The organism is Pseudomonas sp. UBA5568, assembly GCF_002425525.1.
Classification (GTDB): Bacteria; Pseudomonadota; Gammaproteobacteria; order Pseudomonadales; family Pseudomonadaceae; genus Aquipseudomonas; species Aquipseudomonas fulva.
The window spans coordinates 53,739-68,919 of record NZ_DIMK01000046.1; the positions used below are offsets into that span (position 1 = coordinate 53,739).

The 15,181-nt window shown below is 63.5% G+C and carries 12 protein-coding genes and 1 pseudogene; 4 read left to right on the forward strand and 9 right to left on the reverse strand.

The features are described from left to right. Window positions 1-177: 177 nt before the first annotated feature. Both B2S33_RS14540 and B2S33_RS14545 read left to right on the forward strand, forming a co-directional pair. The gene (locus tag B2S33_RS14540) at window positions 178-1,134 is read left to right on the forward strand and encodes an ABC transporter substrate-binding protein (protein ID WP_242810272.1); all 957 of its coding nucleotides are present in this window, start codon (window positions 178-180) and stop codon (window positions 1,132-1,134) included. An 8-nt stretch (window positions 1,135-1,142) separates the two neighbouring features. Continuing rightward, window positions 1,143-2,462: an LLM class flavin-dependent oxidoreductase gene (locus B2S33_RS14545; protein WP_288650553.1), complete on the forward strand. Its 1,320-nt coding sequence runs from the start codon at window positions 1,143-1,145 to the stop codon at window positions 2,460-2,462. Window positions 2,463-2,546: 84 nt separating this feature from the next. On the opposite strand, the pseudogene B2S33_RS14550 reads toward B2S33_RS14545, so the two are convergent. The 9 genes and pseudogenes from B2S33_RS14550 to B2S33_RS14590 all read right to left on the reverse strand — a co-directional run bounded on the left by B2S33_RS14550 (window position 2,547) and on the right by B2S33_RS14590 (window position 12,953). Continuing rightward, window positions 2,547-3,646 (reverse strand): annotated as a pseudogene (locus B2S33_RS14550) (LLM class flavin-dependent oxidoreductase). 90 nt (window positions 3,647-3,736) lie between these two features. Continuing rightward, window positions 3,737-5,356 (reverse strand): dipeptide ABC transporter ATP-binding protein, encoded by a 1,620-nt coding sequence (locus B2S33_RS14555; protein WP_288650555.1) that lies wholly within the window; start codon window positions 5,354-5,356, stop codon window positions 3,737-3,739. Further along, window positions 5,353-6,267, reverse strand: a complete 915-nt coding sequence (locus tag B2S33_RS14560) for an ABC transporter permease (RefSeq protein ID WP_288650557.1) — start codon at window positions 6,265-6,267, stop codon at window positions 5,353-5,355. Before B2S33_RS14560 ends, B2S33_RS14555 begins: the two co-directional genes overlap by 4 nt. A gap of 1 nt (window position 6,268) precedes the next feature. After that, window positions 6,269-7,219 (reverse strand): ABC transporter permease, encoded by a 951-nt coding sequence (locus B2S33_RS14565; protein WP_145280718.1) that lies wholly within the window; start codon window positions 7,217-7,219, stop codon window positions 6,269-6,271. After that, a complete protein-coding gene (locus B2S33_RS14570) occupies window positions 7,216-8,835 on the reverse strand; it encodes an ABC transporter substrate-binding protein (RefSeq protein WP_206405862.1) in 1,620 nt (539 codons plus the stop codon). The genes B2S33_RS14565 and B2S33_RS14570 overlap by 4 nt, the downstream gene beginning before the upstream one ends. Before the next feature lie 146 nt (window positions 8,836-8,981). Then, complete coding sequence (locus tag B2S33_RS14575; RefSeq protein ID WP_206405861.1) at window positions 8,982-9,776, reverse strand: class II aldolase/adducin family protein; 795 nt, start codon at window positions 9,774-9,776, stop codon at window positions 8,982-8,984. An 18-nt stretch (window positions 9,777-9,794) separates the two neighbouring features. Further along, a complete protein-coding gene (locus tag B2S33_RS14580) occupies window positions 9,795-10,739 on the reverse strand; it encodes a D-isomer specific 2-hydroxyacid dehydrogenase family protein (RefSeq protein ID WP_288650559.1) in 945 nt (314 codons plus the stop codon). Then, entirely contained in the window at window positions 10,736-11,869 is a 1,134-nt protein-coding gene (locus tag B2S33_RS14585; protein ID WP_206405859.1) for an acyl-CoA dehydrogenase family protein, read from the reverse strand. The genes B2S33_RS14580 and B2S33_RS14585 overlap by 4 nt, the downstream gene beginning before the upstream one ends. A gap of 193 nt (window positions 11,870-12,062) precedes the next feature. Further along, window positions 12,063-12,953 carry a LysR family transcriptional regulator gene (locus B2S33_RS14590; protein ID WP_288650561.1) on the reverse strand — a complete coding sequence of 297 codons (891 nt, stop codon included), beginning with the start codon at window positions 12,951-12,953 and terminating at the stop codon, window positions 12,063-12,065. Window positions 12,954-13,149: 196 nt separating this feature from the next. On the opposite strand from B2S33_RS14590, the gene B2S33_RS14595 reads away from it, so the two are divergent. Next, window positions 13,150-14,115 (forward strand): ABC transporter substrate-binding protein, encoded by a 966-nt coding sequence (locus B2S33_RS14595; protein ID WP_288650563.1) that lies wholly within the window; start codon window positions 13,150-13,152, stop codon window positions 14,113-14,115. Window positions 14,116-14,130: 15 nt separating this feature from the next. Further along, entirely contained in the window at window positions 14,131-15,087 is a 957-nt protein-coding gene (locus tag B2S33_RS14600; RefSeq protein WP_288650565.1) for an aliphatic sulfonate ABC transporter substrate-binding protein, read from the forward strand. Window positions 15,088-15,181: the final 94 nt, after the last annotated feature.

A 15,181-nucleotide genomic window follows, 5' to 3' on the forward strand; every position in this document is an offset into this window, starting at 1 on the left:
ACACCGTCCCAAAAGATGAATATCGCATGAGGTTATGCCTAAAGCGCATTTCACAAGTCAGTTATTGCGCATTAGATTATAAAAAATTCTGTGCTAATGCTTTGAAGCTATAAATGACTTCCGGCCAGACCGCACGTGCGGATCGCCTCACATCCCACTGGGTTTACGGAGACGAACGTGCGCTATCTCAAACACCTGGCTGCTACCGTACTGGCCACTACCTTCAGCCTTGCCGCCGCTGCCCAGACGCTGGTCGTGGGCGATCAGAGCTACAACGCCCGCGCTGTCATGGAGGCTGCCGGCGTGCTGGACAATCTGCCCTATTCACTGGAGTGGAAGCAGTTCACCGCAGGCTCGCCGGTGGCCGAGGCGCTCAATGTTGGCAGCCTGGACATCGGCTTGCTCGGCGACGCGCCGCCGCTGTTCCTGGGCGCCCTGGGGGCGCCGATCAAGGTGATCGCCGTCAGTCGGCAGAACCTTGCGGGGGTGGCCATCCTGGTGCGCAAGGACTCGCCGATACGTAGCCTCCAGGATCTACGCGGCAAACGCGCCGCAATCTGGAAAGGCTCGTGGAGCCAGCAACTGCTGTTCAGTGCCCTGGACGAGGCCGGCGTGCCCCGCGACACCCTTGAGCTGCGCTACCTCAGTGCACTGGACGCCTCCCATGCGTTGGATGGCGGAGCCGTGGATGTGATCGCCACCTGGGAGCCCTATGTCACCCAGCAGGAGCGGCAAGGCGCTCGGGTGCTGGCCACTGCCGACGGGGTGATACCGGCGCAAAGTTTCGTGGTCGCCAACAGCCAGGCCGTGGAGCACAAGCGTGCACAGATCGCCGACTTCCTTGAGCGCCTGAAAAAAGCTCGGGACTGGACCTTGAGCGACCCTGCGCATACCGAAGCCTATGCCGATGCCTGGGCCCTGCGCACCCGCGCCGACCGTGACATCGCCCGGACATGGTTCGCCCGGGCGCGCACCGACCTTGCGCCACTGGACCCGCAGGTGATTGTCGACGCGCAGAAGACCGTGGATTTCTTCGCAGGGCTGGGCCTGATCAAGGCCTATCCGGCGGCAGACTTGTTCGATACCTCGTTTGGCGCAGCCGTTAAGGGCCACGCCTCGACCGCAACTGAGTGAAGGTTCCCATGAGCAAACGACAGATCAAACTCGGTGCACTGACCATGGGATGTGGCGGCCCGGGGCGGCATAACCTGTGGCTTGACCCCGAGCTGCCCGTAGACGCCAGCGTCAATATCGACTGGTACATCGACATCGCTCGTCAGGCTGAGGCGGCGCTGTTCGACCTGATGTTCATCGTCGACAGCCAGTTCATCACCGAAGGTTCACCCTCGCACTACCTCAACCGCCTGGAGCCGCTGACGCTTCTCTCGGCGCTGGCGGTCAGCACCCGCCACATCGGGCTGGTCGGCACGCTCACCACGTCCTACAACGCGCCGTTCAACCTGGCCCGCCGGCTCGCTTCGCTGGATCTGATCAGTAAAGGCCGAGCAGGCTGGAACGTGGTCACCAGCGGCGATGCCGGCACGGCAGGCAACTACGGCCTGGACGAGCACTATGATTACGACACCCGCTACGCCCGCGCGCAGGAACATGTAGAAGTGGTACAAGGCCTGTGGCATTCCTATGAGGATGACGCCTTCCCGCGCGAGCGGGCCAGTGGTCGTTTTCTGGACCCCTCCAAGCTGCATCGACTGGACCACAAGGGGAAGCACTTTTCAGTCGAGGGCCCTTTGAACATTCAACGCTCGCCTCAAGGGCAGCCGGTGATTTTCCAGGCGGGCGATTCGGAGCAGGGCCGCGACTTGGGCGCTGCCACTGCCGATGTGGTGTTTACCCATGCCGCGAGCATCGAGCAGGGACAAGCGTTCTACCGGGATATCAAAGGCCGTGCCCTGCGCCTGGGGCGTGATCCGGAGCAATTGCTGGTGCTGCCAGGGGCGGAGATCTACGTAGGTGATACTGACGAGCACGCCCGAGAGATCGAACGTCACTACCATCAGGTCGACCACAGCTTCGAGCTGGCCCTGAAAGAGTTCGGGCGCAACTTTGGCTGGCATGACTTCACCCAGTACGACCTGGACGCACCCTTCCCGCAGCACAGCCTGGAGCACGCGCGCAGCAGCTTCTACACCAACGCCAAGCGCATTGCCGACCAAGCGCGTGAGAAAGGCTTCAGCTTGCGCCAGGCGGTTGAATTCGGTCGTCAACTGCGCCCTGGTACGTTCGTGGGTTCGCCCTCTACCGTAGCGGCCAAGATGGCCGAGTGGTTCGAAGCCAGAGCCCTGGACGGCTTCAACATCTACATTGGGCATCCGGGGCAATTTCGCCGCTTCACCGAGCAGGTAGTGCCGTTGCTGCAAGAACGCGGGATCTATCGCACGGCTTACGAAGGTAGCACCTTGCGCGAGCGCCTTGGGCTGACCATCCCGCACTTCAATCGGTAGGCCGCAGACACCCACACGCGGGGCTGCCATGACGCCCAGGCGGGTCGGGCGCTGTCTGACAGCGCTCGAACCCGCGTACAAGCCCTAGCCCAGGCGTGCCTGGCGCTGCGCTTCGAACCGCTCGACCTGTTGGCGAATGCGTGGAATCAGTTCCTGACCGTACTCCACTGCATCGCGCAGTTGTTCGAACCCTCGAAACAGGAACGTACTCACGCCCAATTCGTAGTAGGCCAGCACTGCCTCGGCCACTTGCTCGGCGGTGCCCACCAGTGACGTGGAATTGCCAGCCCCGCCGCCCAGGGCTACGATCTCGGTCCACAGCCGGGTGTCATGGACTTTACGTTCCTTGGCGAGCTGAACCAGACGCTCTGACCCTGCGTTGCTCTTGCCGAAGTTCTTTTCGCGGCGATTGCCCTGACGGATGCCGATGGTGTTCTGAGCGTCGGCCAGAATGCGCTCGGCTCGCGCCCAGGCGTCTGCTTCCGTGGCGCCGAGGATCGGGCGCAGCGACAGGCTGAAGCGAATCTGATTCTCTCGACCGTAACGAGCTGCAGCCTTGCGCACCTGCCTGATGCGCTCGCGCACTTGTGCCAGTGGCTCGCCCACATCATGTACACATCGGCGTGCTTGGCCGCCACTTCCACAGCCGCATCCGAGGCGCCAGAGAAGTAGACGGGCAATTTGCCGACGGGCTTGACCAGTGTGAGGTTGTCTTCGACCTGGTAATGCGTGCCGTGATGATCGAAGGCAGTGCGCTGCGTCCAGGTGTTGTGCATCACCTCCAGGTATTCGTCGGTGCGGGCGTAGCGGGCATCCTTGTCCAGGTAGTCGCCGTCGCGTTGCAGGTCCCCGCTGTCGCCGCCAGTGATCACGTTGATCGCGGCGCGGCCGCCGCTCAACTGGTCCAGGGTGGCGAACTGCCGGGCGGCGAAGGTGGGCGCTTGAAAACCAGGTCGATGCGCGACCAGAAGGCCCATGCGGTCGGTCAGCGCCGCGACGTAGCTGGCCAGAATCATCGAGTCCGGTGCGCTGGTGCTGACCGCCAGCAGTGCTTTGTCGAACCCGGCGTACTCCTGCGCCTGGGCGAAAGCCTTGATGAACGCCAGATCGACAAGCGGGCCACGGGGCGCTTGGGATTCACTGCTTTCCTGAGGGCCGATCAGGCCGATGAATTCGAGGGTCATGGGTTGAAGCTCCTGTTCCAGTGGGTAGGCGTCAAGCCATGCGGCTTGACAGGGCGTTGGGTCATGCAGTGGATGGGCGCGGCGCAGTGGTTAAACCGCTACCGGCAGCACGCTGCGCGAGTGCCCCGGTATTGCCTGGATCAGTGCCCGGGTATAGGCGCTGGCGGGCCGGCCGAGCACCTCTGCCGCCGGGCCCTGTTCGACGACCTGCCCGTGTTGCAGCACCAGCACGTGGTCGGCCATGGTCGCCACCACTGCCAGGTCGTGAGAGACCAGCACGTAGGCCATGCCCAGGTCGCGTTGCAGTTCAGCCAGCAGGGCAAGAATCTGTGCCTGCACCGACACATCCAGCGCGCTGACTGGTTCGTCCAGCAGCAGCAGATCTGGCGCCAGTGCCAAGGCTCGGGCAATGGCCACGCGCTGGCGCTGGCCACCTGACAGTTCATGCGGCAGGCGATCGAGAAAATGCACAGGCAAGTGCACCCTGGCGATCAATTCCCGCGCCCTGCGCTCCAGTGCCTCACCCTTGCCCAGGCCGAACGACACCAGCGGCTCGACGATGCTGTCGAACACGGTGAAGCGGGGATCCAGCGCGGCAAACGGGTTCTGTTGCACCAATTGGATGCGCCTGCGTAGAGGGCGAAACTGCTGCCAACTCAATGCGCTGACGTTTTGCCCAGCGAGTTCCACATGGCCTTGGCTCGGCGTTTCCAGCCCCAAGGCAATACGCAACGCTGTGCTTTTACCCGAGCCTGACTCGCCTACGATGGCCAAGGTCTGGCCGGGGTGCACGGCAAGGTTCAGGTCGTGCAGGGCGGTGAACGGGGTGGACTGCCCAGGCAAGGCAAAGCGTTTGCAGATGTTGTGAAGCCGAAGCAGGGGAGGCTTATCGGTTGGCGAGACCGCGCTGCGCCGCGACACGAAGGCGGGCGCTGCCGTCAGCAGTTCACGGGTATAGGGCTGCTGCGCGCCCCACAGGATCTGCCTGGGCGAGGCGTGCTCGATGAGCTTGCCTTGCTTCATGACCAGCAGGCGGTCGGCGCGATCGCACGCCATGCCCAGGTCATGGGTGATGATCAGCAGCGAGATGCCGCGCTCGGCGGTCAGGTGTTGCAGGTGGTCGAGGATACGCCGCTGCACCGTGACATCCAGGGCGCTGGTAGGCTCGTCGGCCACGATCAACTTGGGCTCGCCGGCCAGCGCGATGGCAATCAGTACGCGCTGGCGCATGCCGCCGGATAACGCGTGGGGGTACTGGCGAGCACGCAGCGCCGGCTGGTCCAGGCCTACTTGGGCCAGCAGGGCCTGTATGTCTGTGTTCAGGCCGGGATAGCGACGGCCACGGGCCAACACCAGTGCCTCGCCGATTTGCTGGCCGATGCGCAGGGTTGGGTTGAGGCTGACCATCGGATCCTGCGGCACCAAGGCAATGATGCGCCCGCGCAAGCGGCGCCTGGTGCGCTCGTCAGCCTGGGCCACATCGACCCCATCGACCCACAATTGACCTTGGTCGATCTGGGCGTTGACCGGCAGCAGGCCGAGCAGGGCGTTGGCGAGGGTCGACTTGCCGGAGCCGGACTCCCCGACAATGGCCAGTGTTTCGCCTTTGGCCAGGCTGAAGGACAGCTGGCTCACGGCCGGGGTACGCTGTCCTGCAAAGGCGTAGCTGATCATCAGGTCGCGTACCTCGACCAAGGGTGGCTGGCTCATCGGGCATGCTCCTCAGCGCTGCGCGCCAGGTGATTGAGGCTGAACACCACGGCCACCACGAACAGCCCCGGCAGCAGGGATACCCAAGGCGCTGTGACGAGAAAGTGACGCCCGTTGGCGATCAGCGTGCCCCACTCAGCAGCGGGCGGCGCTGCGCCGAAGCCCAGGAAGCTGAGCCCAGCGGTGGCCAGGATCGCGGCGCCAAAGTCCAGGGTGGCCAGTACCGCCACCGGGCCCCACGCATTGGGCAGTACGTGGCGCATCAGGGTGCCTGACCAACTGGCGCCGCCAAGGCGCGCCGCTTCGACGTATGGCAGCGATTTGATGCGCAGCACCTCGGCGCGGGTCGTGCGGGCGAAGCCTGGAATGATCCCGACACCCACCGCCACGGCCACGGGCACCGTGCCAAAGCCAATGGCCGTGACGATGGCCAGTGCCAACAGCAAGCCGGGCAGGGCGAGCAAGACGTCGATCAGGCGCATCAAGGCTGCATCGAGGCGTCCTCCGGCAAACCCCGCCAGTACGCCAAGCCCAAGGCCGCCCACGAGGGCGATGGCCACTGCCAGCAATGCCGCCATCACCGACAGGCGCGCGCCGTACATCACCCGCGTGTACAGGTCGCGGCCCAACTCGTCGGTACCGAACCAATGCACCAGGTTAGGGGGCGTGAGCTTGTCGGCGGGTGCTGTGGCGTAGGGGTCGAAACTGGTGAGCAGCTGAGGTGCCAGCGCTGCGAATAAAGCGAACAAGACGATCAGTAGCGCCAGGCTGAAGCCAGGGCGGCGCAACAGCGGCGTCAAGGCGCGATGGACGCGCTGATACCGCGTGCGTCGTTTCCAGATGCGGGGTGCGCCTGGCTCACCGCTGGTCGAGGCGGCGTCGGGTGCGATCAGGGGAATATCCATGGTCATCTCAGTTCACCTTCGCCGTAGGGGTGATGCGGGGGTCGAGGTAGGGGTAGAGCAGATCGACGATCAGGTTGACCAGCACGAAAGCGGCCGCCGATACCGCGACAATCGCCAGCACTACCGGTATGTCCTGACGCAGCACGGCTTCCTGGGCCAACCGGCCTACGCCATTACGCGAGAAGATGGTCTCGACCAGCACGGCACCGGACACGGTGTTGCCGACCTGCAGGCCGATCAGGGTCAGCAGCGGCAGCGTGGCGTTGCGCAGGCCGTGGCGGGCCTGGACCTGGGCGCGGCTGAGCCCTTTGGCGAAGGCGGTGGTGATGTAGGGTTCCTGCCACACCCCTTGAAAGCCCCGCTGCAACACCTGGGCATACACGGCGGCGCTGGGTATCGCCAGGGTGATTGCTGGCAGCACCAGGCTGGCAACTCCTTGGCTGCCTGTGGCCGGGAACCAGCCCAGCGCGAAGGCGAAGACCTGGATCAGCAACAGGCCCATCCAGAACACGGGTATTGAAAAGCCCAGCGACGGTACCCTGGCGAGTGCCGTCTTGAGCGGTCGCCATTGCAGGTAGGCGGTCAGGTAGGCAAGGCCGACCCCACCCACCACCGACAGCACGATGGCAGAGCCCGCCAGCGCCAAGGTCTGCGGCAAACGTTCGGCCAGCAGTGCGGTAACGGGTCGCCCTAGTGACAGCGACTGCCCCAGATCACCGTGCAGGGCACGCCACAGCAGGTCGATGTATTGCTCGAACAGGCCTTTGTCCAGCCCGTAGAAAGCACGAGCCTTTGCCAGTGCTTCGGGTGACAGGCCATCGGCCTCCATGCCGGAGGCGCTGAGCATGATTGTCAGGGTGTCGCCAGGCAAAAGGTAGAGGATGAAATACGTGATGGTGTACGCACCCCACAGTACCAGCAGCGCCTGACCCAGGCGGGTGATTAGGTAGCGCTTCATGGCTGGCTGACCTCGATGTCGCTGAACAGCGCAAAGCCTTCGGCGGTCCAGCGAAAATCCTTGACCCGGGGTGAGGTGGCGGCTTGCCAGACGCGCTCGTACAGCGGGAAGGCCGAGGCTTCGTCGATCAGCAGGTCTTGCAGCTGCCCGTAGGCTTGGGCCCGTTGCGCATCGTCAGTCGCGGTGATGCCACTGTCGAACAGCGCCTGTGCCCGTGTCAGGGTTTGCGGCTCGTAGGTATTGGTGGCCAGGGTGGCGCTGTTGGCCGAACGTGGATCAAGAATGGTCTGCAGAATGATCGGGTCGGCACGGGTCATGTAGGTGGAAGTCAGGTCATAACTGCCGGCGGCATTGCCCGCGACCCACTCGGCGCGGGTCAGGACATTGAGCTTCAGGTCGATGCCGACCTTGCGCAGCTGGTCCTGCACCAGCACATCACCGGCGCTTTCGGCCGGGGTGAGGTTGTAGCGCAAGGTCAGGCGCTTGCCGTTCTTGTGCCGGTAACCGTCTTCGCCCTTGTGCCAACCGGCAGCGTCGAGCAACTGCTCGGCGCCTGCAGGGTCATGGACGAGCTTGTTGGCCTGGGGCTTGAAGTACGGCGTGGTGACGTCGTACACGCCGCTGACAACGGGGAACTGCGCGTTGTAGACGGTGTGCGCATAACTGGTGCGATCAATGGCTTTCTGCAGCGCAAGACGAACGTTTCGGTCAGCCAGCAGGCGATTGTCACGGGTGTTGGGGTAGAGGTTCAGCGCGGGGCCTGGCAAGGACCGGCTCTGGATGGTGGCGCCCTTGGCCTGGAACAGTTTGAGATCGACCTCGGAGAAGGGGTTGCGCGGCCACAGGATGTCGGTCTTGCCCTGAAGAAACAGGCCATTTCGCACACTTTCTTCAGGGATGTAGCTTATGTTGATGGCGTCCACGTGCGCAGCGCCCCGGTTATGCACGTTGGCCGAGGGCCATCCGTAGTCGCTGCGCTTGACCAGGCGGGCGCCCACTTCGGGTGTGTAGTGATCGAGGATGAACGGTCCGGTACCGATGATGTTGCCCAGTGAGCGGGCTTTGGCGGTCAGCTGGTACGACGCTGGGGCGAGGATGGCCAGGTTGGTGGTGGACGTGGCCTGCAAAAAGCCTGCATTGGGCCGCGATAGCACCAGGCGCACGGTGAAGGCGTCGAGTACCTCGGCATGGTCGTAGCCTGCCAAGTAGGTAGCGCCGAAGGTGGCCGGCAACTGAGCAGCAAACGCCTTGTTGCTGTCGAAAGCTGCTTTCACGGCGTGCGCGTCGAAGCGCTCGCCATTGCTGAACGTGACGTCCTGACGCAAGTGGAAGGTGTAGCTCAGGGCGTCGGCACTGACTTCCCAGCTTTTGGCCAGCCAAGGAATGATCTGCCCGCTATCGGGGTCTTGATCGGTGAGGGATTCAGCCACGTTGCGCAGCAGCACACGGTGCTCCAACCAGTAGACCTGGAAAGGATCGAGGCTGACCAGGGTGGTGTTGTCGCCCCAGAAGGCGATGTTGAGTGTTTTGTCAGCACTGGCTTCATCGCCGGGGGAGCAGGCAGTGAGGGCCAGGGTCAGGGCGCCAAAGGCGAACAGGTGGTGCAGTGGGGGCATTGCGTGCTCCTTCAAGGAGAAAAAGTGCGTCGGCATCCGGCCACGCGCAAAGCGAGCCGGTCGCCACTGACAGCATGTCGGGCGTCGGAACAGGGATGCCCCTGAGCGGGCGAGCCTGGGCTCAGCGCAGGCACAGCAAGGCGCCTTCAGTTCTGGTAGTCGCGGCCCTCGCGATCCAGTTGCCGAATCAACGCGTCCCAATGCCGCTGGATGCCGTCCCCCTTGCCATCGGAAAAGCGCTTGGACTGCTCATGCACCTTGGCAATGGCCGCCTGCGAGGCATGCAGCAATTGATCGTTGCCCCCAGCCTGGGCTGCCACCTGAATATTGCAGGCACGCTCTAGCCCATGCAGTTCGCGAAATGCATGCTCCACGCTGATGCCCCCGGTCAGCAGCCCGTGGTTGCGAAGGATCAGGATGTTGCTGTCGCCCAGGTTAGCCACCAGTCGCTGCTGCTCGTCCAGGTCCAGGGCCACGCCCTCATAATCGTGGTAAACCACCCGGCTGTAGTACGCCAGGGCATGCTGAGAAATCGGCAGCAAGCCGTCGCGCTGGGCTGACACCGCTGCGCCGTCGCGGGTGTGGGTGTGCAGCACAGCCTTGAGGTCGGGCCGGGCGCGGTGAATGGCGCTGTGAATCACATAGCCGGCCTGGTTGATGCCCAGGCCTAGCGGGTCGTCGATAATGGAGCCGTCGACGTCCACCTTGACCAGGTTCGAGGCGCTGATTTCGTCGAACAGCAAGCCAAAGGCATTGATCAGGAAATGTTCTTCGGGGCCCGGTACACGGGCCGAAAAATGCGTGTAGATATGGTCAGTCCAGCGGAACAGGGCCGCCAGGCGGTAGGCGGCGGCCAGCTTGACACGCACCTCCCATTCTTCGGCGCTGACCCGCTCGCGCACATTGCTGGGGGTTTGCTTGACGGCAGACAGTGAGCTCATTGAGGTGTTCTCCGGTGATCAGTAGCCACGGGCGGTGTCGACCAGGTTGGTCAAGGGCGCTCGCTCGCGGTAGCGGTGGAAATTGGCGATGAAGGCTTCGAGAAACGCCGGGTAACCTTCATCGGAAATGGCCGAGGTATGTGGCGACAGAAACACGCGTGGGTGGTCATACAGCGGGTGGCCAGCGGGCAGCGGCTCGGGGTCGGTCACATCCAGGCTGGCGCGGGCGATTACTCCGCTGTCCAGCGCCGCTAGCAGCGCCTGCTGATCGATCAGCCCGCCACGGGCGACGTTGACCAGGTGCAAGCCCGGGCGGGCCGCGCTCAGCACGTGTCGATCAATCAGCCCGCGTGTGTCACGGGTCAGTGGGGCGGCCAGCACCAGGTGGTCGCTCTGTGCGAACAACTGGCGTAGATCATCGACGCGCGCCACGCCGCGCACGTCGGCGATAGGCTGTCCCGGCCGGCTCAGGGCCACCACCCGCATGCCGAGCGCCGCGGCCTTGCGAGCAAGGCTCTGGCCGATATTGCCGAAGCCCAGAATGCCCAAGGTGCGCCCGCGCAAGGGCGCCAGTGCGGTGAGGCGCCAGTCGGCGTCCTTGACCCACAGGCTTGGCAATTGCTTTGCCGCGGCGAACATCAGTGCCAGCGCGAATTCGGCGACCTGCTCGGCATTGGCGCCTTTGCCGCTGGTGACAGGGGGGCCGTCGAAGATCCATTGGGGGTAGAGATCGATACCCGAAGACACCAATTGCACCCACTTCAACCCCCAGGGCCACTGCGTCGGCGGGCTGTCGACACGCTGCCCACGCACATTGATCGGGCGCAGGATGAACACGTCGGCGGCCACCTCAAGGCTCAGCTGACCGGGTGGGACATCGATGACTTCATGACCCGGCAACTGCTTGCGCAGGTAGTGATTGGCCTGGGCGTCGAGGTGGCTGGCAATCGTTGAATGGCTCATGCCTGCACCTGCGCCAGTGCAGCTCGGCCGGCCTGGCTGAAGACGACGTCGTCCTGGGGGGTGTGGATACGGCTGCAGAGCACATCGCGGTAGTGCCGTTCCAGGGCATTGTGCCGCGAAAGCCCAGGGTTGCCCGCCGCCTCGACCGCCAGCGTCACGGCCTCGATGGCATTGGCGCTGACCAAATGCTTGAGCTGCCCGGCATGGTGCGCGGCGGTCTGCCCGGCGACGGCGCCATCGAGCAGGCTCTGGTTGGCAAAGAGCAGGGTATCGATGCGCCCGACCGTCTGCTGAAAACGCGGCAGACTCGCCAAGGGTGCACCCAGGTTCGACGGTGTGCGCTGCGTGAGAAATGCCACCAACCAATCGCGTGCTGCCTGTGCCACCGCGTCGTAGACGGCTGGCAGCAATACGCTCATCCACAGCAAACTGTCTTCGTCGAGTTCGGCTTTCGGGGCATTGGTCGGGCTGAGGCTGACGGCGTGGTCAAGCGGGATCAGCACGTCCTCGAAATGCACTTGATGGCTGCAGGTCGCACGCATGCCCAAGTGGTCCCAGTCCTCGACGATGGTGATACCGGGCGTGTCGCGGTGTACCAGAAAGGCGCCTACCAAAGGCACGGCGTCGTCGCTGCGGCCCCAGACCAGGAACCAGGTCAGGCCATGGCTGCCCGTGGAATAGATCTTGCGCCCGCTCAGGCGCCAGCCCTGCGCCGTGCGGCGCGCCAAGGTGGCGGGCAAGCCGCCGCGGGTCGGGGTGCCGAGTTCAGGCTCGACGCGCAGCGCATTGATCAGCGCGCCGTGTTCCACGGCGTCGCGTGCGATGCGGTGACGCAGGTGTTCAGGCCAGTCTGCTGTCCGATGCGCACGCACGTGCTGCAAGTACTGCATCACCAGGATAAGCCCGGTGGCGGGGTCGCCTTTGGAGACCGCGTTGATCACTCGGCGAGCGCTCGCCAAGTCCGCACCGCCGCCGCCGAGGTGGCGCGGCACCGTGTAGGCAAGCAGCCCGTGGTGGTGCAGCAGCTCGAAATTGTCCCGAGGGAACCGAGCGCTGCGGTCATAGCGCTCGGCATTGGCCGCAAGGGCCTGCGTCAGCTCGGCGAGGGCGCTGCCTGAGGGGTGACTCATGGGTTTCATCCCTGAATGACGGCGTATTTCTTAAGACCGTATTCGTATGGATGAACCCTGTAAAAGTCTTTTTGGTTCTATGCTAATTATCAGGTAATAGAATTTAATGAAAGTTGTGTTATGCGATTAACGTATATAGTGCATTGGAGTTCATTACCCTGATGACTCGGGCTGTCGATCAGCCAGGGTCCTATCAGCTCTGCAAGCGGTGCCCGGCCATCTCGCCGAACAACTCCACCGGCTCCTGTAGATTACCCAAGTACCGTGGATGGAAAAGCCACAGGTCTACCTGTGGCTTGAAATCACTGACGGTGAGGACGTCGAGCGAGTCGCGGTGCCGGCTGGCTTGCAACAACGGCTCCGGCACCAGTCCCAGCCCCTGGCCATTGGCGACCAACCCCAACTGCAGCTCAGTGCCGAATGTCTCCAGGTTGATCGACAGGCTCAGCCCTTGCTCGCTCAGCGCGCGTTGCAGCCCAGCGCGAAAGCCGCAGCCGTCGGGGTTCAGTACCCAGCCGCGGGTGTAGCAATCCTTGAGCTTGTAACTGCGTTTGCTCGCGCTACCCTTGGCCGCCACCACCTTCAGCGGCATACGTGCGATGGACTGGCTGGCGATCCCATCGGGAAAGATCTTGCCAGGCGGAAACAGCGCGGCGGCGGCGTCCAGTTCACCGTTTTCCATACGCCCGATCAAGCTGCTACCCCAGCCGCTGGTGACCTGGGTGCGCAGTTGCGGGTAGGCCTGGCGGATCTGCGCCAGGGCGTCGAGCAGCACCACGTCCCCCAGGGTCTGCGCAACGCCCAGGCGCAGCGTTCCGGACGGCGCGCCGTCGTTGGCCACCAGTTCGCGCAACGAGTCGATCTCGCGCAGGATCGCTTTGCATTGTTCATAGACCCGCAGCCCCATGGGGGTAGGTTTGAGGGGCTTGGTGTTGCGGTCGAGCAGGGTAGCGCCAAGGTCTTGCTCGAAGTTCTGCACACGCCGGGTGATGGCCGGTTGCGTGACTTGCAGCGCCTCGGCGGCAAGGTTGGTCGACTGGCAACGCATGACGGCAACGAACGCGTCCATGTCATCGATTTTCATGATCGGCCCTTACCTGAACGGTAAAAAATAAGGCATTAGCATAATCCCGATCTTCAGAAATGCTATGGCCGGCATTCAACAATCTAAAAATGCATATTAGGTTATTCCTAAAATCAATTTAGTTTATTAAAAAATAATCGCTAGAGTCGTCCGCTCGGGCTGCACGACGCGGCCCCACAGGCCGATGAGGCGTTCCATGTCTATTCGAATGAAAGTACTGACCCTGGCTGCGGCCATCCTGTTGATAGGCCAGGCTAGCGCCTCGGAGCGCCTGACCCTGCGCATCGGTGATCAAAAGGGCAACATGCGCGCCCAACTGGAGGCGGCTGACGCACTGCGCGATCTACCCTACGACATCCAGTGGGCGGAATTCCCCGCAGCGGCGCCCCTCGCCGAAGCGCTCAATGCCGGTGCAATCGATGCCGGCATCATCGGTGATGCGCCACTGTTGTTCGTGCTCGCCTCAGGGGCGCCGGTCAAGGCCGTGGCGGTAGACAAGTCTGATCCCTACGGTACGGCACTGCTGGTGAGGCCCGATTCACCGGTGCGCACAGCGGCTGAACTCAAGGGCAAGCGCATTGCAACCGGGCGAGGCTCCATCGGGCATCACCTGGCGCTCAAGGCCCTGGCGCAGGTAGGGCTGAGCGAAAAGGACGTGCAATTGCGGTTTCTCGGGCCGGTGGATGCCAAGATCGCTTTGGCCAATGGGTCGGTAGACGCCTGGGCCACCTGGGAGCCTTACACCGCGCTGGCTGAACTCAGCGGGCAGGGAAGGGTGCTGGTCAACGGGCGGGGGCTTTCCAGTGGGAACAGCTTCCTCGCCGCGACCGACAAGGCGTTGAGCGAACCTGCACGGCAGGCTGCACTGCAGGACTACCTCAACCGCCTGGCCGAGGCGCAGGTCTGGGCCAACCAGCACCTGGACAGTTACTCGAAAACCCTGGCCGCCATCATCGGCTTCCCCCAGGCCGCAGCCCGCCTGCAATTTGAGCGTCGTCATTTGCACTGGCAGGTGATCGACCCTCAGACCATCGCCACTCAGCAGGAGACGGCTGATTTCTACCATGCGCACGGGCTGATGACTGAGCGCCTTGACGTGGCACCCACCTTCGCCAGCGGCTTCACAGTCCCCGAAAGCACCAAGCTGGCTGCGCAACCTTGACCCGGAGATACCTTGATGAGCGTGATCATTCTACGCAGGCTTTGCCTGGCGCTATTGGCCAGTACGGTGCTACCAAGCTTGGCTAACGCCGACCAAACACTGCGCATCGGCTACCAGAAATCCTCGACCCTGCTGACCCTGCTCAAGGCCCGCGGCAGCCTGGAGCAGCGCCTGCGGGCCGAGGGCATTCGTGTCACATGGCATGAATTCCCAAGCGGGCTGCCGCTGTTGGAGGCACTGAACCTGGGCAATGTCGATATCTCGGCGGATGTGGCCGATACCGTGCCCGTGTTCACCCAGGCAGCAGGTGCAAAGCTTACGTATTTTGCCCGCGAGGCACCGTCGCCGACCGCTCAGGCGATCCTGGTACCCGCGGATTCGACCCTCAAGACCCTGGCCGACCTCAAGGGCAAGCGCGTGGCCGTGACCAAGGCAGCGGGCAGCCATTACCTGCTGATCCAGGCGCTGGCGCAGGCGGGACTGACGTTCAAGGACATCAGCCCCGCCTACCTGATACCGGCCGATGGCCGCGCCGCGTTCGAAAACCGCAAGGTCGATGCCTGGGTGACGTGGGACCCGTATGTGGCCAGCGCCCAACGCCAGCAGCATGCGCGCATTCTGGCCGATGGGAGCGAGTTGGCCAGCTATCAGCGCTATTACCTGGCGGGCAGCGATTATGCCAAAGCGCATCCTGAGGTGCTGGAACAGTTCTACCTCGCCTTGCGTGAGGCCGGCACGTGGACCAAAGCGCACCCGGCCCAGGCCGCGCGCATCCTTGGCCCGCTGTGGGGCAACCTGGACAGTGCCACGGTGCAGCAGGCCAACGCCCGGCGCAGTTACGACGTACAGCCGGTCAAGCCAGAGAACCTGGGCGAGCAGCAGCGTATCGCCGATGCGTTCTACCGCGAAGGGCTGTTGCCGAAAAAGGTGGATGCGAGTGCCGTGAGCCTTTATGAGCCGGTTCAGAAGTAGTGCAGGAAAACTCACTCGCCCCAGCACCGAATAAGCCTACAGGGCATGCAGGGTAGAGGTCCCGCTACCAAACACTTGTAAACAAAACGGGCGG